This is a genomic window from Paenibacillus sp., from assembly GCF_048976745.1.
Lineage (GTDB): Bacteria > Bacillota > Bacilli > Paenibacillales > Paenibacillaceae > Paenibacillus.
In genome coordinates, this window is sequence record NZ_JBHGUU010000005.1 from 627,851 (window position 1) to 642,986 (window position 15,136).

At 44.6% G+C, this 15,136-nt stretch carries 12 protein-coding genes; 5 read left to right on the forward strand and 7 right to left on the reverse strand.

The features are described 5' to 3' along the window. Window positions 1–55: 55 nt before the first annotated feature. The 3 genes from ACE3K2_RS06540 to ACE3K2_RS06550 all read right to left on the reverse strand — a co-directional run bounded on the left by ACE3K2_RS06540 (window position 56) and on the right by ACE3K2_RS06550 (window position 4,495). A complete protein-coding gene (locus ACE3K2_RS06540) occupies window positions 56–1,111 on the reverse strand; it encodes a hypothetical protein (RefSeq protein WP_421888197.1) in 1,056 nt (351 codons plus the stop codon). Between the two features lie 472 nt (window positions 1,112–1,583). After that, on the reverse strand, window positions 1,584–3,353 hold the full coding sequence (gene dhaK, locus ACE3K2_RS06545) for a dihydroxyacetone kinase subunit DhaK (protein WP_421888201.1): 1,770 nt from the start codon (window positions 3,351–3,353) through the stop codon (window positions 1,584–1,586). Beyond that, window positions 3,353–4,495: a glycerol dehydrogenase gene (locus tag ACE3K2_RS06550; protein ID WP_421888204.1), complete on the reverse strand. Its 1,143-nt coding sequence runs from the start codon at window positions 4,493–4,495 to the stop codon at window positions 3,353–3,355. The genes dhaK and ACE3K2_RS06550 overlap by 1 nt, the downstream gene beginning before the upstream one ends. Before the next feature lie 305 nt (window positions 4,496–4,800). Between ACE3K2_RS06550 and ACE3K2_RS06555 the strand changes: the two genes are divergently transcribed. Further along, the gene (locus tag ACE3K2_RS06555; protein ID WP_421888207.1) at window positions 4,801–5,835 is read left to right on the forward strand and encodes a PocR ligand-binding domain-containing protein; all 1,035 of its coding nucleotides are present in this window, start codon (window positions 4,801–4,803) and stop codon (window positions 5,833–5,835) included. Window positions 5,836–6,006: 171 nt separating this feature from the next. Here ACE3K2_RS06555 and ACE3K2_RS06560 read toward each other — a convergent pair whose 3' ends face one another. The 3 genes from ACE3K2_RS06560 to ACE3K2_RS06570 are packed head-to-tail and all read right to left on the reverse strand — an operon-like array spanning window position 6,007 to window position 7,952. After that, window positions 6,007–7,107: a threonine aldolase family protein gene (locus ACE3K2_RS06560; RefSeq protein WP_421888210.1), complete on the reverse strand. Its 1,101-nt coding sequence runs from the start codon at window positions 7,105–7,107 to the stop codon at window positions 6,007–6,009. Between the two features lie 54 nt (window positions 7,108–7,161). Then, window positions 7,162–7,392: a LysR substrate-binding domain-containing protein gene (locus ACE3K2_RS06565; RefSeq protein WP_421888213.1), complete on the reverse strand. Its 231-nt coding sequence runs from the start codon at window positions 7,390–7,392 to the stop codon at window positions 7,162–7,164. Between the two features lie 5 nt (window positions 7,393–7,397). Beyond that, window positions 7,398–7,952 (reverse strand): LysR family transcriptional regulator, encoded by a 555-nt coding sequence (locus ACE3K2_RS06570; protein ID WP_421888215.1) that lies wholly within the window; start codon window positions 7,950–7,952, stop codon window positions 7,398–7,400. Between the two features lie 180 nt (window positions 7,953–8,132). On the opposite strand from ACE3K2_RS06570, the gene ACE3K2_RS06575 reads away from it, so the two are divergent. The 4 genes from ACE3K2_RS06575 (at window position 8,133) to ACE3K2_RS06590 (ending at window position 10,651) form a co-directional block, all read left to right on the forward strand. Next, window positions 8,133–9,122: a quinone oxidoreductase family protein gene (locus tag ACE3K2_RS06575; protein WP_421888218.1), complete on the forward strand. Its 990-nt coding sequence runs from the start codon at window positions 8,133–8,135 to the stop codon at window positions 9,120–9,122. A gap of 397 nt (window positions 9,123–9,519) precedes the next feature. Then, a complete protein-coding gene (locus ACE3K2_RS06580) occupies window positions 9,520–9,759 on the forward strand; it encodes a bacteriocin immunity protein (RefSeq protein WP_421888221.1) in 240 nt (79 codons plus the stop codon). Between the two features lie 5 nt (window positions 9,760–9,764). Beyond that, complete coding sequence (locus tag ACE3K2_RS06585) at window positions 9,765–10,280, forward strand: hypothetical protein (protein ID WP_421888224.1); 516 nt, start codon at window positions 9,765–9,767, stop codon at window positions 10,278–10,280. Next, entirely contained in the window at window positions 10,277–10,651 is a 375-nt protein-coding gene (locus ACE3K2_RS06590; protein WP_421888227.1) for a hypothetical protein, read from the forward strand. Before ACE3K2_RS06585 ends, ACE3K2_RS06590 begins: the two co-directional genes overlap by 4 nt. Before the next feature lie 98 nt (window positions 10,652–10,749). Here ACE3K2_RS06590 and ACE3K2_RS06595 read toward each other — a convergent pair whose 3' ends face one another. Continuing rightward, window positions 10,750–15,099, reverse strand: coding sequence for an Ig-like domain-containing protein (locus tag ACE3K2_RS06595; RefSeq protein WP_421888229.1), 4,350 nt, complete (start codon window positions 15,097–15,099; stop codon window positions 10,750–10,752). Between the last annotated feature and the right edge of the window lie 37 nt (window positions 15,100–15,136).

Sequence of the window (15,136 nt, forward strand, 5' to 3'; positions counted from 1 at the left end):
CGGTACTAAACACCCTTCACAGATCCCTATAACTCCTACCACATCTCTGTATACATTATAGATAATAATGACTCAGGAGCTTTTCATCGATCTCCACACTTTCCAACTTTGAAATGAAGTCGCTTAATGCATTCTCTTCTATACTTTTGATTTTTTTCAGTTTTTCAATGATAGAAGTTATACTGGTGGCGTTCTCATTTTTGTTATATATTATAGCCAAATTTCTTAAAATTTTTGAATCCGATTCAATTTCAGAATATATTTTTATAAGCTCGTCAGCATCGTCCAAATAATGATGTTCTTTCAAATAATCTAATCTATCCAACATCACACGCTTATGCTCCCACATGGTATGAAAGATTCGTATATCAATCTTTTCCCTTAAAGTACTAACTTGATTACTTAAATATTGAACAATATGATCATAGATGGATAATCCAAAGATCCAATTAGAAGGAGTGCTCATGGAACGATAATGATAAGATGAATTGAGACTGAATCTAAGCTCCTTCAAAGATCTAATAATTAATTTTAGATCAAAGTGATAATTATGCTCTGGGTTATAAGATAATAAACATACATATTCTCTATTTTTTGTTTTATCACAATTGTTAAAAGCAACTAGAAACTCTTCAAAGCCTACCTCATATTCTCCGAATATAACATCTGAATTATAGCCTGATACATAAAATTTTAGTGTCTCTTTGTTATAACCGAAAATTAACATTTCATGTGGCAAAGCATATTTTTTATACGCCTTTTTATGGGCAATATAACTTTCATCCACATACAGATGAATATATTGATTTTGATCAATAGAATCACAAATAAAGCTGATGATCCCCCCCATATATTTTTCCAAGAAGCGTTGATTGATCTTTTGATAGGTAATGAGGGGACAACTCATAAAGAAATCATACCAAGGCAAGTTAGATGTATAAAACGAAAAGAATTTCCCTTCTGGAAAGTTCCCAGCACAAATTAATTGAATATAATTACTATAAAACCAAGCTTCAGATTGTTTATGCTGCATTACAATTGAGAGTGGATAGGCATTACATAGGTAGCCATGTACAGAAGGTCTTATCATTGGCAGTTTTATATCACTCATAACTTCTACCTCCGTATTATTTTTCACAAACATAACTTCCATGGAGCTACTTGAATCGTTATAGAACCCCTCCCCCTCCACTACAAGGGCTTGCAGGCAGAACATTAAATTTTTCACTATAGCCTACATCCAAGCGCTCCTTTTATGCATTCTAAACTTCTTCCGCCAGATAAGGATGTGAGAAAATCCGATCGCTTGTGCAGACTCCATACTCCTATAAGTATATGAATTATCACCTGTAATTTCCAGATAGAGTTTATTATAGAATTTTTCAATAAGTGTATTTAAGTTGACAATTGTTTGTTCAGAATTAGGTTCCATAACTTGAATAATAAGATCCGCTGTCTTCAGTAAGTCATTGTGTATCTCAAATAAACAAATCAAATACACAAAGTGCAGTATCACATAGTGATACTGCACTTTGTAGAGAAAACACTCTATAATTTTACTGTTACGCAGTTTCCCGACAACTTTATTTCATCGACTCGGACAGCTCTGTGAAAATAACACCCAGTGCATAAGCGCCAGCATCAGGGTAGCCCAGACTGCGATCACCGACGGTACCTGCGCGGCCCATACGTGCCACGATATCTTCGGTTTTCTTCGCACCTTCAACGGCTGCCGCCGCACCTTTGGCAAATGCGGTTTTGAAGTCGTCGCCAGACTCCGCACTTTGTGTCCAGGAATCGGCACACGGAACGAGTGCATCGATCAAGGTCTTGTCTCCTACAACGGCACCACGTCCGAAGGAACGCTCTCCTGTGGATTGAATCCCTTGCACGGCTGCATGCATCATTTCAGCGAATTCAGCAACATTTAATTGCTGTTTATCCCCTACAGCTTTGCCAGCCGCACGGAAAGCCGAACCCCAGATCGGGCCGGATGCGCCGCCGCAATATTCCATGATGACCAAGGAACATGCATCCAGGAACGATCCGATGTCTTTTTTATGTTCGTTAATGATGTGATTCCATTCGCGTTTCAATTGGCGGAAGCCTTTTGCCACACTCATACCGAAGTCGCCATCCCCAGCATGGGAGTCCAGTTCACAGAACGGTACCTCGTTCTTGATGATGATCTCACCCATTTTATCGATCAGATAGACGACATTGTCCAATGAAAATTGATTGCCTTCGATTACCGCAGCGGATGCATCCGTCTCCACTTCGTAAGATACGGGAGCGTCTTCACCCACAATAGCTTCCAGCGCTTCGGAATATGCCACTTGTGCTGCTGGAGGGCCAGATACTTTGAATGCAGGAGTATCACTTTCCTTGAACAACAGCGTTTTTAGTTCATCATCCAGTTTCAGGATCGTAACCGATGCACCCGCCATATCGATACTTGTCATGTAGTTGCCTACAAATGTAGTAGCGACATTGAGGCCTGAACGCTGTGATAGCTCACGCTGAACCGAGTTGTTGAGCAGGTACAGTTCTTGCAGTGGCGTTGCACCAAAACCATTCACAAGCACCGCAATCTCAGCAGAAGCATCATTGTCCAGCTTCATGTCTGCGAGCAACGCTTCGACCATGCGGCCTGCCAATTCATCTGCTGATACCAATTTCTCCCGACGAATCCCTGGCTCACCATGGATCCCTACGCCGAATTCCATCTCATCTTCAGCAATTTCGAAGGTAGGCGTGCCTTTGGCTGGTACCGTACAGGATGTGAATCCAAATCCAATACTGCGAACATTCTGAGCTGCTTTCTCAGCAACAGATTTCACATCTGCCAGACTGCGACCTTCTTCGGCTGCTGCTCCGGCAATCTTGTGAACCAGTACAGTTCCCGCAACGCCGCGACGTCCTACCGTATACAAGCTGTCTTGTACAGCGATGTCATCCTCAACACGTACATACTGTACGTCAATGCCATCTTCTTCTGCCAGATGCGCTGCATTCTTGAAGTTCATCATGTCGCCGCTGTAATTCTTGATGATCAGGAGTGTGCCTTTGTTGCTGGCTGTTGCCTTGATCGCTTGGTACACCTGGATTTGGGAAGGAGATGCGAATACATCTCCACACACCGCTGCATCCAGCATCCCTTTACCCACATAACCTGCGTGAGCCGGTTCATGTCCGCTACCGCCACCACTGATCAGGCTGACTTTATCAGCCTGAATCTCTCTGCGTTTGATGACTTTATATTTTTTCAGAAATTCAAGCTCCGGGTGTGCAAGCGCAATCCCGTTGCACATTTCCATAACAACATGTTCAGCTTGGTTCATAATTTTCTTCATTATTTTGCCTCCCGGCGTGCTGCTTTGTACTCACGTCCCATGCGGTCAGCCGCTGCAATGGCAGCAGCCACTTCAGGAACGGTGATTGGGAATGGCATCGCGTGAATGGATTCTTCCGGAATACAAGCGATCTCTGCCACTTTCAACAGCTCTTCCTGACTAATCGTGTCTACACCGATATCCGCCAAGCTGATTGGTAGTCCCACTTCGAGACAGAAGTCCATGACTTCATGGAGCTCTTCGGCTGGTGCATTTTCAAGCACGAGTTGTGCAATCGTACCGAAGGATACTTTTTCTCCATGGAAGAAGTGATGTGTGCCTTCCAGAACAGTCAAACCGTTGTGAATTGCATGTGCTGCGGCCAGACCGCCACTTTCGAATCCAAGACCAGACAACAGAATGTTCGTTTCAACGATATTTTCCAGCGCTTGCGTCACAACGTTGCTGTCACTCGCCACTTTTGCTTTTGCTCCGTCAGTCAGCAGCATTTCATAACACAGTTTTGCCAGGGCAAGTGCCGCATTGGTACCTACTGCGGATGGCGTATATCCTTCGCGGGAACCCATTGGCAGACTTGCGTTTACACGGGAATAAGATTTTGCTGTTGCTCTTGCTTCGAAGTATGTAGAGAGCGCATCTCCCATACCGGATACGAGGAAACGTGTTGGTGCATTGGCAATCACCGTTGTATCAACGAGTACCACACTTGGGCTTTGTTTGAAGTAAGCATAGTCATCAAAAGAACCTTCCGGTGTGTACAATACAGCGGAGTGACTTGTCGGTGCGTCTGTTGCCGCAATCGTTGGGCAGATGATCAATGCTTCGCCTTCAGCTACACATTTGGCCGCATCAATGGCTTTACCGCCACCAAGACCGATCGTAGAGTCACATCCTTTTTCCTTCGCGATCGCTTGCAGACGAGCAACTTCCTCACGGGAACATTCCCCTTTAAAACCGCTTTCAACAAACGTAATATTAAATTTCTCAGCTGTTGCATCAAGCTTTGCTTTGACACGTTGTACATCATCCGGGTGTGCAATCAGCAAGGCAGATTCTCCGAAAGATTTAACAAAGTACCCCAGGTTCAACAACTCATCTTCGCCTTGTACATATTTGGTTGGGCTGATAAATGCTTTTCTCATATTAATATATGCCTCCTAAGGATATGGAATGGTGTAGTGAATACATTAAATTTTAATCTCTTGCAATTGACCTTAATATAACGCATAGCTAGCAGGTTTACAGTGGACTTTGATAACAAATTATTATAATTTACAATCGTAATTTTTTGCTTTTTGGCGCAATCATGGTATGTTATTGTCATGAGATGGTTGAATTTTGACCTCCCATCATACATTACCCGTCATCATTACATCTTAATATGTACAACTTGCTAACTTTTAACGGCCTAAATTATGAATCAGGTTAGCTAAGGAGGTTTCATCTTATGATTAAAGAATATCTGCATATCAATAAAATACTCGACCTTAATAAATGGAAGCGTCTACAAGATTCACTTGCCACAGTAACGAAACTGGCGATCCTCACCGTGGATTATAAAGGCATTCCCATAACCAGTCACAGCAGCTGTCAGGCCTTCTGCCAGAATGTACGCAAAGACCCCGAGCTGCTCCCCTACTGCCAAAAATGTGATTCCCGCGGCGGTCTGGAAGCGGTTCGGTTAAATGAGCCTTATGTGTATCTATGCCATTTCAATATCATTGATATCGCAATTCCGATCACGATTGATGGCAAATATATCGGTGCCGTGATGGCAGGACAAGTGAAACTTGCCGACCCGGAAAAGGGTAGCGATCTGGAGCAGATTGTCACGTCCAAAAACGTACCCATGCATGCTGCCAAGCTGGAGGAATTAAAAGACGATTACGCCCAGCTGCCTGTGATGACCTATGAAGAGATTGTGAAGATCTCCAACATGTTATCCCTGCTCTGTAACTACATTGTGGAAGAAGCACTCAACAAAAATCTGTTAGTTGAAATGTTCGAGAAAGCTTCAGGTAACCAGGAGTCGCTGAACCTCTCCACCATCCTGCCGGGATACTCCATACGTAATATCGAGTCGATCAAAAAAGAGATGACCAATGCGATTGCGGATGCTTATCTCAAGAACAGTCCAAGTGATGCAGAAAGCACCAGCCCCGTGCTTCAGCCTGCTTTTGAATACATTCACAGTCACAAAAGCGAACAAGTTTCACTCAAACAAATGGCCGATCTATGCCACCTGAGTCCGAGTTATTTCAGCAGACTGTTTGCCAAAGAAACGGGTGAAAACTTCACAACCTACCTGGCAAAACTCAAAATTAAGTGGGCCAAGCAATTGCTGGAGGTCACGGACATGCCCGTCTCACAGATCAGTGATGAGCTGGGATTTAATGAATCGGGATATTTTATCAAAATATTCAAAAAGTTCGAGGAGATTACACCTGCCCTTTATCGTAAATACATTCAGGAGAACATGTAGCCTCACTAATACTTTTTTTGTATCAAAGATGAGGTTAAATTTCGCTCGGCAATTGGATCACGCAAATAACGGCTGAATCAGGACCTCCACCACTGATCAGCCGTTGTATATTTTAGATCAATTCTTACTTACAACTTTATCATACAAACATGTCGAGCATTAAAATCAACTTTATCCCACCTGTTTACGCAACGCTTGATCCAGCCATTCCAGTGCTGCACGCAGCTTATCCTGGGGAAGTTTCTCATACCGATCACCCGTAGACAATTCAAAGGCACAGCTGTTCCCACTCGTCTTGTTCAGATATGCGGTCATGCCTATGCCATACTGTTGAGCCATTTGCACAAGAATGGGTTCAACTTCGTCAGCAGAGAGCGCGAAGTGCACATGGAACATATTCGATACTGGCACCTCTGGCAAGGTATGTATCCCATGACAGGCATTCAAGAGGGAGGCGAGTTCTTGAGCCTGCTCGTAATAAAGCTCCATTTTGCCAATCCGTTCATTAAAGTAATACTGAGAACTCAGAATATACGGATACAGGCCGATCAGATCACCGCCGTGCCTACGTTTCCATACTTTCGATTCCTGCATCACATCCGCATCACCCGCCAATATTGCACCCGCAATGCCTCCGATTCCTTTGTAAAAGGACACATACACCGTATCAAACAGACTGCAAATCTCCGCAGGTGTCTTCTGATAATAGGGAGTAATCTCAAACAGGCGTGCCCCGTCCAGATGCAGCTTAATTCCGCGCTCACGGCAATAAGCCGAGATTGCTTCCAGTTCTTCATATGCCGGCAATTGCCCGCCAATCTCGCGTTGTGGCAGTTCCAACAGCAGACAGGCAATGTCCTGATCAAGCGCTTGTACATCTTCCAAACGAATCAACCGCTCCTTGTCTGCCAGCAAAATCGATTCAATCTGATGTAACTCTTTCAATCCGTCTTCCTCATGGATCTCAAGATGGCATAGAGGATGATAAGCTACTCGCTTTATCCCTTTGCGGTCACACCAGATCCGTAATGCAATCTGCTGTGCCATCGTTCCACTTGGGAAAAACACAGCCGATTCCTTGCCGAGAACGTCCGCCATCTGTTGCTGAAATTCTTCGATGATGGGGCCGTTGCCGTAGTGATCACTGAAGGTCTCCCCATCGATCTGCTCCAGTACGTTCTGAAGCACCTTGACTCTGCGGCTGCCATGACCACCAATAATAAAGGTTGCCTGATTAAATGCATCAGCCAATGTTAACGTAGTATCTTCCAAAGTCATTCACTCCTTTTATAGTGTGTGTTCTAAAGCGAACTTCTGAATACCCTTTTATAATTCCGGTTCTGTAATGATCTGTACCAAAGCGCTTAGCGCACTAGATATATGTTCACCACGGGCATACACAAATCCTACTTCCAACCGGCAATAGGGATCTGGCAAAGACATCACCGTAATCTCTCCTCTTAATACTGCTTTGGTAACTGAAGACCGTGGCAGCAATGATATCCCGAGCCCGGCAGATACCCCATTCAGAATCGTGTCCAGTGTTCCATATTCCATAACGCTTAGAGATGAGATACGGACAATAACGCGTGCATTTCATGCACGCCAGGTTCGGCGATCAACACCAATTCCTCGTCATACATCTTCATATAGTTCAGCTCAGGATGATCAATTGGGCCATATATTAAAGCGCCATGTAATTCATGTTGAATGACTTTCTGGTTCAGCTCATGGGTCCCACCCGTGACAAGCGCATGGTGTACCTCCGGGTAACATGAACTGTATTCAGCCAGGAGCGGCGTGAGGAAAGTGGAAGCCGCTGTCTCAATGGCACCCAGACGAAGTATGCCGGACGGCGGGTTACCCGCTTGTGTGGCCTGCTCTGCTTCATATAATAATTCCAATATTCTATCCGCATACACAAGCAGATTCTCTCCCGTTGGTGTAAGAGACATTCCCCGATTGGAACGATGAAACAGCGGTACTTGTAGCTGTGTCTCCAACTGTTTGATTCGTGTGGTTACATTGGATTGTACATAATTAAGTGCGAGTGCAGCTTTACTGATACTACCTTCGCGGGCAACCGCCTGAAATATTTTCAAATCACCTGCATCCATACCTTGATCACCTGCTCGTCGTTATATCGACATTCTGCACCATCCGATTCATGCAAAATGCTATCTATTATTTTCATTGATACTGACAATCATTTTTGTCCATTTTACGTGAATCTGCTCCGTCTGTACAATGAGGCTCAGTAGTTATATCTGGCTATATAGACAGGAGGAATAGTTAACATGAAAGCTATCGTACATTCAGGCCAGAAAGGTCTTGCAGGTCTTCAATATACAGAGTCAACCTCTCGGGTACCAGAAGTCGGGGAAGTGCAGATCCAACTGAAATCCGCTGGAATTAATCATCGTGATCTCTTTATCATGGCAGGACGCACCAGTAAGGACACCCCGCTCATTCCCAGTTCCGATGGTGCAGGTATCATTGTTGAGATTGGCGAAGGAGTGAGAGGGTTCGCAATAGGCGATGAAGTCATTATCCATCCTACGCTCGGTTGGGAATTTGCGAATAACGTGCCCATCGTGCCCAATATTGTTGGTGGTCCTACAGATGGAACGCTGGCTCAATATATAACGTTACCTGCTGAAAATGCCTTACCTAAGCCAGCCTACCTATCCTGGGAGGAAGCAGGCGTGCTGTCCCTTTCAACGCTGACGGCCTATCGCGCCTTGTTTACTCGCGGTGTATTAAAGCAAGGTGAACATGTGCTCATTCCCGGTATTGGTGGTGGTGTAGCGACCTCTGCCCTGCTCATGGCCGTAGCCGCTGGTGCCAAGGTGACTGTTACCTCCCGAAGTGAAGCCAAAAGAAATGAGGCACTGCGCTTGGGTGCTACCCATACATTGGATAGTCATGGAGATTGGAGCTTGCAGAGCGATTTAGAACCTGTGGACATGATCCTGGATAGCATCGGACAAGCCATGTTCCCCAAATATTTTGATATAATCAGACCAGGTGGGCGTATCGTGATGTATGGTGCAAGCTCGGGGGATGATCTGACCTTACCCATTCGCTCTATCTTCTTCCCGCAGATCAGTCTGATCGGCACCTCTATGGGTAGCCGCGAGGAGTTTGTCCAGATGCTGCAATGGGTGGAGCAACATGACATACATCCTGTGATCGATAGTGTATATCCGTTGCAAGACGTAGCGGAAGCATTCGAACGCATGGAAAAAGGCAATCAGTTTGGTAATCTGGCTATACTTATGGAGTGACATCTATTTTGAGATGGACCTTCATAAATTATTGAAAATTGATTTACGATAATGGGGTGAATCCATCTGACCCGTCTCGCGAAACGTATACTAATTGTTCTTGTTGCTATTATGTTTTTGGCCCAAATTCCTATGTTAAAAGAAACCTTATCCCGAGGAGTCACTACGTTATATGTGAAAATAAAGTATCCCGAATATTCCTTTCAATTCCAAGGTTTCATCTACGAGTCTCATTTCGGAAACTATATCATCTCTTATACTGATCAAGACGAACAACTCATTAGTCTGATACTTGAGCCCAAATTTTTACCGGTGATCATTACCTATGATCCATTGAATCAACCCATGAAAGACTAGTTGGTTCACGCTATAAATCATTCAGGAGGTGTACCTACATATGGACAATCGATCGCATTTGGTAGAATTGGTTCGCAAACTGATGGATGCCGAGGGAACGGAAGCCGAGTTGGATGACATGTTAACGGAGCTACAACAGCAGGTGCCTTACGCAGAGATCAGTAATCTGATTTTCTGGGATGATCGAGACCTGACGCCTGAACAGATTGTGGAGGAAGCGTTGGCTGCTCGTCCGATCATCCTTCCGCCCCAATCTTCATATTATTCAGGAGGTGAATGATAGCCATGTCTGATATCAATCATAACCACGATGAACACCCAGATTTTAATGTTATCAGCGGTGAAGAAAAACTACAGGCACTTCGTGACCTGATTGAACTGACCGATAGCGAACTTACTCAGCAAGTTCTCGCGATTGGCATGGATTCACAGGAAGAAGATCTCATCCGCATCGTTGCATGGCGAGCTTTGGGCATGGCCGGGTCTTCCCCACTTTTGGATGAGATTCGTCATGCTGCCGCACAGCTCATTCGTGACTCGGAAGAAGATGAGGATGTACAAATTTATGCGTTACAGACTCTATCTTTGTTGCCTGCTACCGAAGCCGAGATCACGTTGGCCCAGGATGTATTGTTAGGAGATGCCTACATTTTACTTCAAGGTGCAGCTTTTGCTATTCTTACTGCCCACAAACATATCCCTAGGACTATCCTTGCGCTGGAATCACTCCAATCTCATCCGCATTTCGGCGCTTCCGCCAAGCGAGAACTGCATTCCATATCAGGAAGTGATGATCTATGAATCAGGACCATGAACCATTTTCACCAGGAACATCAGGAGAGCATGCTACAAAGGCTGTTTACCTTACTCAAGGTGAGATACAGGCCATCCAGAAGGCTCTTCTTTTTCTCAAGTTTGAATCTGAAGAGACAGCTTCGTTGCTCTATGCAGGCAGCCCGCTACTGAACAGTGTGTTGGAAAAGGTACGGGATGTCAGCGCATTTGGGGAGTACGCCAAAGAACTCCACTCTCGTCCGAACGAACATGCAGAGCGTTTCATATGCGCCAAGTTGGAGCGTTCTTATAGAGAAGAATTGGCGCCGCACGAACGAACAGAGGAACAGAAGATTGAGATTCTCAAATCCTGTATGTATCCATATCCGGTTAAATAAAAAAATCCTCCATACTCTCTTTCAGAGCATGGAGGATTTTATTTCGTTGTTGAGACGTACCAACTGTTAAACTAAACGCCATTGTAGCAAATACAAGTCTACGGTGTATGTGTACCCACGTACTGTAAAGTTCCTTGAGGGAACTCATTCCATTCACCGGTTAATGAGAACTGTTGTGAACCCGTATATATCCCGCGTTTTCGGATAAACGTCCCGCCAGCAGGCATGAATTGATCATGTGAAGTTGGATCACCTAACACATCCACAATTCGTCCATCCTTTTTGAGAATCAAAGCAACGACGTTATACTCATCCGGATTATACAATTCCAACTCATCATTGTAGTACCAAGCTGACGTTATATCGAAAAAGTCGTAAAAAGTATAATTGATGTTTAAATAAGGTAACCCTGAAGTAACATCTAATATGTTTTTGGTTGTCACTTTCATTGTGGATGTCTTTTTCATCCACTGATGAACTTCCAACTGATACCCGGTTGCTTTATGCGACGGATCACCGTCACCTGTGTAATAAAGTTGAACAACACTGCGTCCATTCCCTGCATCTGCATACTGAGAGAAGAATAACTCTGAGGTGCCCTGATTTTTCGAGTTTACCTGAACGACCACGGCCCTACCGTCATCCCCTATGATCCAGAATAATAACGGAGATACACTCAAAGGGATCTGGGAAGAATTAATCGTATCCGGTCCTGTAAACGTCGAATCTGGCGTACCACTATATACTTTAAAACTCGTCTGCCCAGGGAACCAATTGGACGTTGCAAAAGTCAGAGGATCTATGACACCTGACTTCGTATTGATCTGCATAACCCCACCGTTAACCAGAGAAGCAGTACGAACATTGAAGGTGTAATCTACCTGTCCACCTTTCCCATCCTTTGCTGTTATCGTTAAAGGAGCAACGACATTCCCTGTTCCCGGTTTTAGTATGATCTGGTCACCATTAATGCTTGCATTCACCGCTTCATTTGAGCTGTTGCTTATCGTGAATTGCATCGCATCTCCATCGGGGTCACTGAATAGTTGACTCAGATCATACGTGCGCTCATTCGTTACATTAGGTGTCAATACTTGTTCGTAAATGCTACTCACTACCTCAGGGGCCAAGTTAGGGCCTGCAGGCTCTCCTTGTATAGTCACGCCAAAGGATGCTTGTTCGCTACGCCCTTTCTGATCATATACCGTTAACGTCACTGTCGTATTTCCTGCAGCAACTGGAGCAACAGCTATCTGTGAACTATTGGTAGAGACCGTCGCAATATTGGGATCTGCTGAGGAAGCATCCACTGTTAACGTAGCTGAATCAAAATTCAGCAGGTACGATGCCAGGTCAAGATTCAGAGTTGACCAAGGCCATGTTACCGTTTGATCCGGAATTGAATTGATGTTCCCAGATTCAAGAACCTCAATATCAATATAGGCTGTCGCTTCTTTTCCATACATATCTTTTGCTTTGATGTTAGCTTGGAATTTACCAGCCTGTCTTGGATGAATAATCAGCTTGTTTTCTTGAATATTCACCGCTGCGATCAGGAGATTATTGAAATCAAGTGGTGTTTGAAACGTTAATGCGTCCCCATCGGGATCATTAAAATATTCCGAAAGATCAATGACTGCATCTTCCTTGCCTACAAACAACGTTTGAGCAGGCAGATTCTGAATAAGCACCGGAGCAGCATTAGGCTTAGGATTAACCCTTATCTGAAATGCGGTTGAAATGAAACCACCTTTTCCATCCTCTACTGAATAATAAATGATGTATTCTCCAAATTCTAGAGCAGTAAAGCTTAATACACCCGCTTCCTCCTCAACGATTAAGGCATCAGGATTAGAGGAGTATGCACTGAATGTCAGTGGGTCACCATCCGGATCTGTATAATAATCATTCATGTCAACCGAGGGGATAGGATCTGTGAGGAAACCCAGGTATGCTTCAACCCATTCTGGTGAATTTCCTACCGGGTTATGATTTGGAACGAGTAGAATATCGATTTCAAAGAAATCTGTAGTGATTCCTCCGTTACCGTCATTCACTGTGTATGATATCGTATACGTCCCATTTTGAAGTGATGTTAACTTCAGTTCACCCTCATTTTCCTCTACTGTTACCCCGTCTGGATTGGATGAAGTCGCTGTATACGTCAAAGGATCACCGTCTGGATCAGTATAACCCTCGTTCAACTTTACTACAGGGATGTCTTCCCCCAGGTATACCTCTATTTTCGATGGAGCTTCGCCGACAGGCGCACGATTGAGTGGTGGCAGAACAACAACTTTCATATCGAGTTCAGTAATCCCCGTACTGCCATCATCTGCAATTTGCCCGTCATCCACCTTAATTTTAAGAACAACTTCCCCCGCCTTTTTAGGCGTTAACCTCAATACGGATTCAGCATAGTTTGATTTCAAGATTTCTGTTCCCACGATTTCCGGGGCACTGTTCGTTACACTGTATAGCAACTCCGATTCATATTTCTCATCATCCATGACATAGACCATGAGATCCACATCCTTGTTACCTGACTCTGCTATCAACTCCTGATCAGGAATCGGCGATGCAAGAGGAGGCGCATTCACATGAACATCGAATGTAGACCTAAGCCTCTTACCTCGACCATCATTGGAAGTCACCGTTATGGTAGCCATGCCATGCTCCAAAGGAACAATATCTAATTGCGAGCCATTAAGGATAACCTTTGCAACTGAAGATTTGGATGAACTGATCGTATAAGCTACCACATCACCATCCGGATCAGTCACATAGTTGTTTAAGTTTAACGTTGCTTCTTGTCCATTCGCTGTAAACCTGCGACTTTCGAATGGTTTCAGCAGTTCAGGAGCACGATTGGCAACAACAGGAGACGTTTCGCTCCCTGACCCACTCCCATTCGTTCCCCCTGACGAAGCAGATACCGTATTTGAAGATACGGTTCCGGTATTTCCACTTACAGCGGAAGATGGCACTCCCGCTGCCAAAGAAATATCTGAAACTTTTACATTACCCGACACATTGATCTGAGCGGAGGGGTTATTTACTTGAAGCTGCTGAACGGTACCTGCTGCATTAAAGTTGACAGCGCCGGTCCCATCCACATTGAGCTGCTGTAAAGTGACGTTGCCGTTAAGTTGCAGGGACTTGGATGTATTCACATGGACTGTATCAACGGCTCCTTGTAGCTCCACTTTGCTTGTACCTACGAGAATATTTAATAACGGGAGATTAGCTGTTTTCCCGATATCAAGCATACTGTCTGATCTAATGTTGACTTCTTGAGTACGGGTATCCCCTGTTAGTGCCACATGTACATCGCTTTTATCTACATCCACATTATTGAGAGTGGAATTGTCAAATACAACCGTATTACTGTCACCACCATAAACGAAGACAGACTGTTTCACACTGATATTTTTGCCATAAAAATCATGTTTGACCTCGGGGGCAATCGTCAGCTTGCCCTCGACTGTAAGTCCTTCCACTGAAACAAAGTCTGCCTTCGTCGTTAGATCCCCATGAATTACGGCGTCTCCACCCTCCAATAGCAGATTTCCGCTAAATTCAGCTTTTCCTGGGGCCGCATCCTGCCCCCCCGTTCTAATTTCCAACCCGTTGATCTCGGTGAGTGTATGATTTTGACTCTTAAACCGTATTCCAGCCTGAACCAGTACAGCCTTATTGCGATGATTCAGAAGGCCTGCCACTTGTTCAGAGATCTGATAGACAACACCGTTGATCTGAATCTGCTTTCCTTCGATTGACTGAATGACAGACAAGCGGTTTTCCGGGAATAGGGCCGACAACAACATGCCTATGGCTTCACCCCGAACAAGCCCTTGTTTAACTTTATTCGGTCCCTGATATTCGCTTAGAATTTCAGCCTTCTCAGCAGTTCGAATATATGGAGCAGCCCATGTACTCGCTTCTTTCCAATCTGAGGGAAGAGAATCTCCCTGAACTTCTTGTTTAGCCAAAGCCGTGGCTCTTACCAGAACTGTCACCAGTTCCTGTCCAGTGATCTGGGCCTGTGGACGGAAACGCCCTGTTGCATCTCCTTGTAAAATCCCCGCCTTCTTGACCGCCTGAATCGAAGGTGCTGACCAACTAGTAGATTTCACATCCGTAAAAGATGCTGAGACTGACTTGTCCAGTGTGAGACCCAGAGCTTGAGCAAGAACAACTGCCAGTTCCTGACGGGTGATTGGGTCAGCTGCACGAACATTCCCATCTGGGTCTCCCTTGATGAATCCCATGGATACGGCCCTATCCATAACATCGTTTAACTCATTATTGTTATTATGTGCTGAGGATATGCCAGACACAGACACAGTCTGTGCCGCTGACATATCCTGTTGTGCAGATACGGGTACAGTGTTGGATAGAAGCAACGCAATCAAAGCTAGCTGAACGGTCTTCCTTATTTTTGGCATAGCGGTTCTCCTTCATGTTCTGGAATATTTCAAAAAA

Bases quoted from the DNA above. Each gene is read 5' to 3' on its own strand.
- ACE3K2_RS06540 (WP_421888197.1), bottom strand. From the start codon at position 1,111: ATGAGTGATATAAAACTGCCAATGATAAGACCTTCTGTACATGGCTAC.
- dhaK (WP_421888201.1), bottom strand. From the start codon at position 3,353: ATGAAGAAAATTATGAACCAAGCTGAACATGTTGTTATGGAAATGTGC.
- ACE3K2_RS06550 (WP_421888204.1), bottom strand. From the start codon at position 4,495: ATGAGAAAAGCATTTATCAGCCCAACCAAATATGTACAAGGCGAAGAT.
- ACE3K2_RS06555 (WP_421888207.1), top strand. From the start codon at position 4,801: ATGATTAAAGAATATCTGCATATCAATAAAATACTCGACCTTAATAAA.
- ACE3K2_RS06565 (WP_421888213.1), bottom strand. From the start codon at position 7,392: ATGGAATATGGAACACTGGACACGATTCTGAATGGGGTATCTGCCGGG.
- ACE3K2_RS06570 (WP_421888215.1), bottom strand. From the start codon at position 7,952: ATGGATGCAGGTGATTTGAAAATATTTCAGGCGGTTGCCCGCGAAGGT.
- ACE3K2_RS06575 (WP_421888218.1), top strand. From the start codon at position 8,133: ATGAAAGCTATCGTACATTCAGGCCAGAAAGGTCTTGCAGGTCTTCAA.
- ACE3K2_RS06580 (WP_421888221.1), top strand. From the start codon at position 9,520: ATGGACAATCGATCGCATTTGGTAGAATTGGTTCGCAAACTGATGGAT.
- ACE3K2_RS06585 (WP_421888224.1), top strand. From the start codon at position 9,765: ATGTCTGATATCAATCATAACCACGATGAACACCCAGATTTTAATGTT.
- ACE3K2_RS06590 (WP_421888227.1), top strand. From the start codon at position 10,277: ATGAATCAGGACCATGAACCATTTTCACCAGGAACATCAGGAGAGCAT.
- ACE3K2_RS06595 (WP_421888229.1), bottom strand. From the start codon at position 15,099: ATGCCAAAAATAAGGAAGACCGTTCAGCTAGCTTTGATTGCGTTGCTT.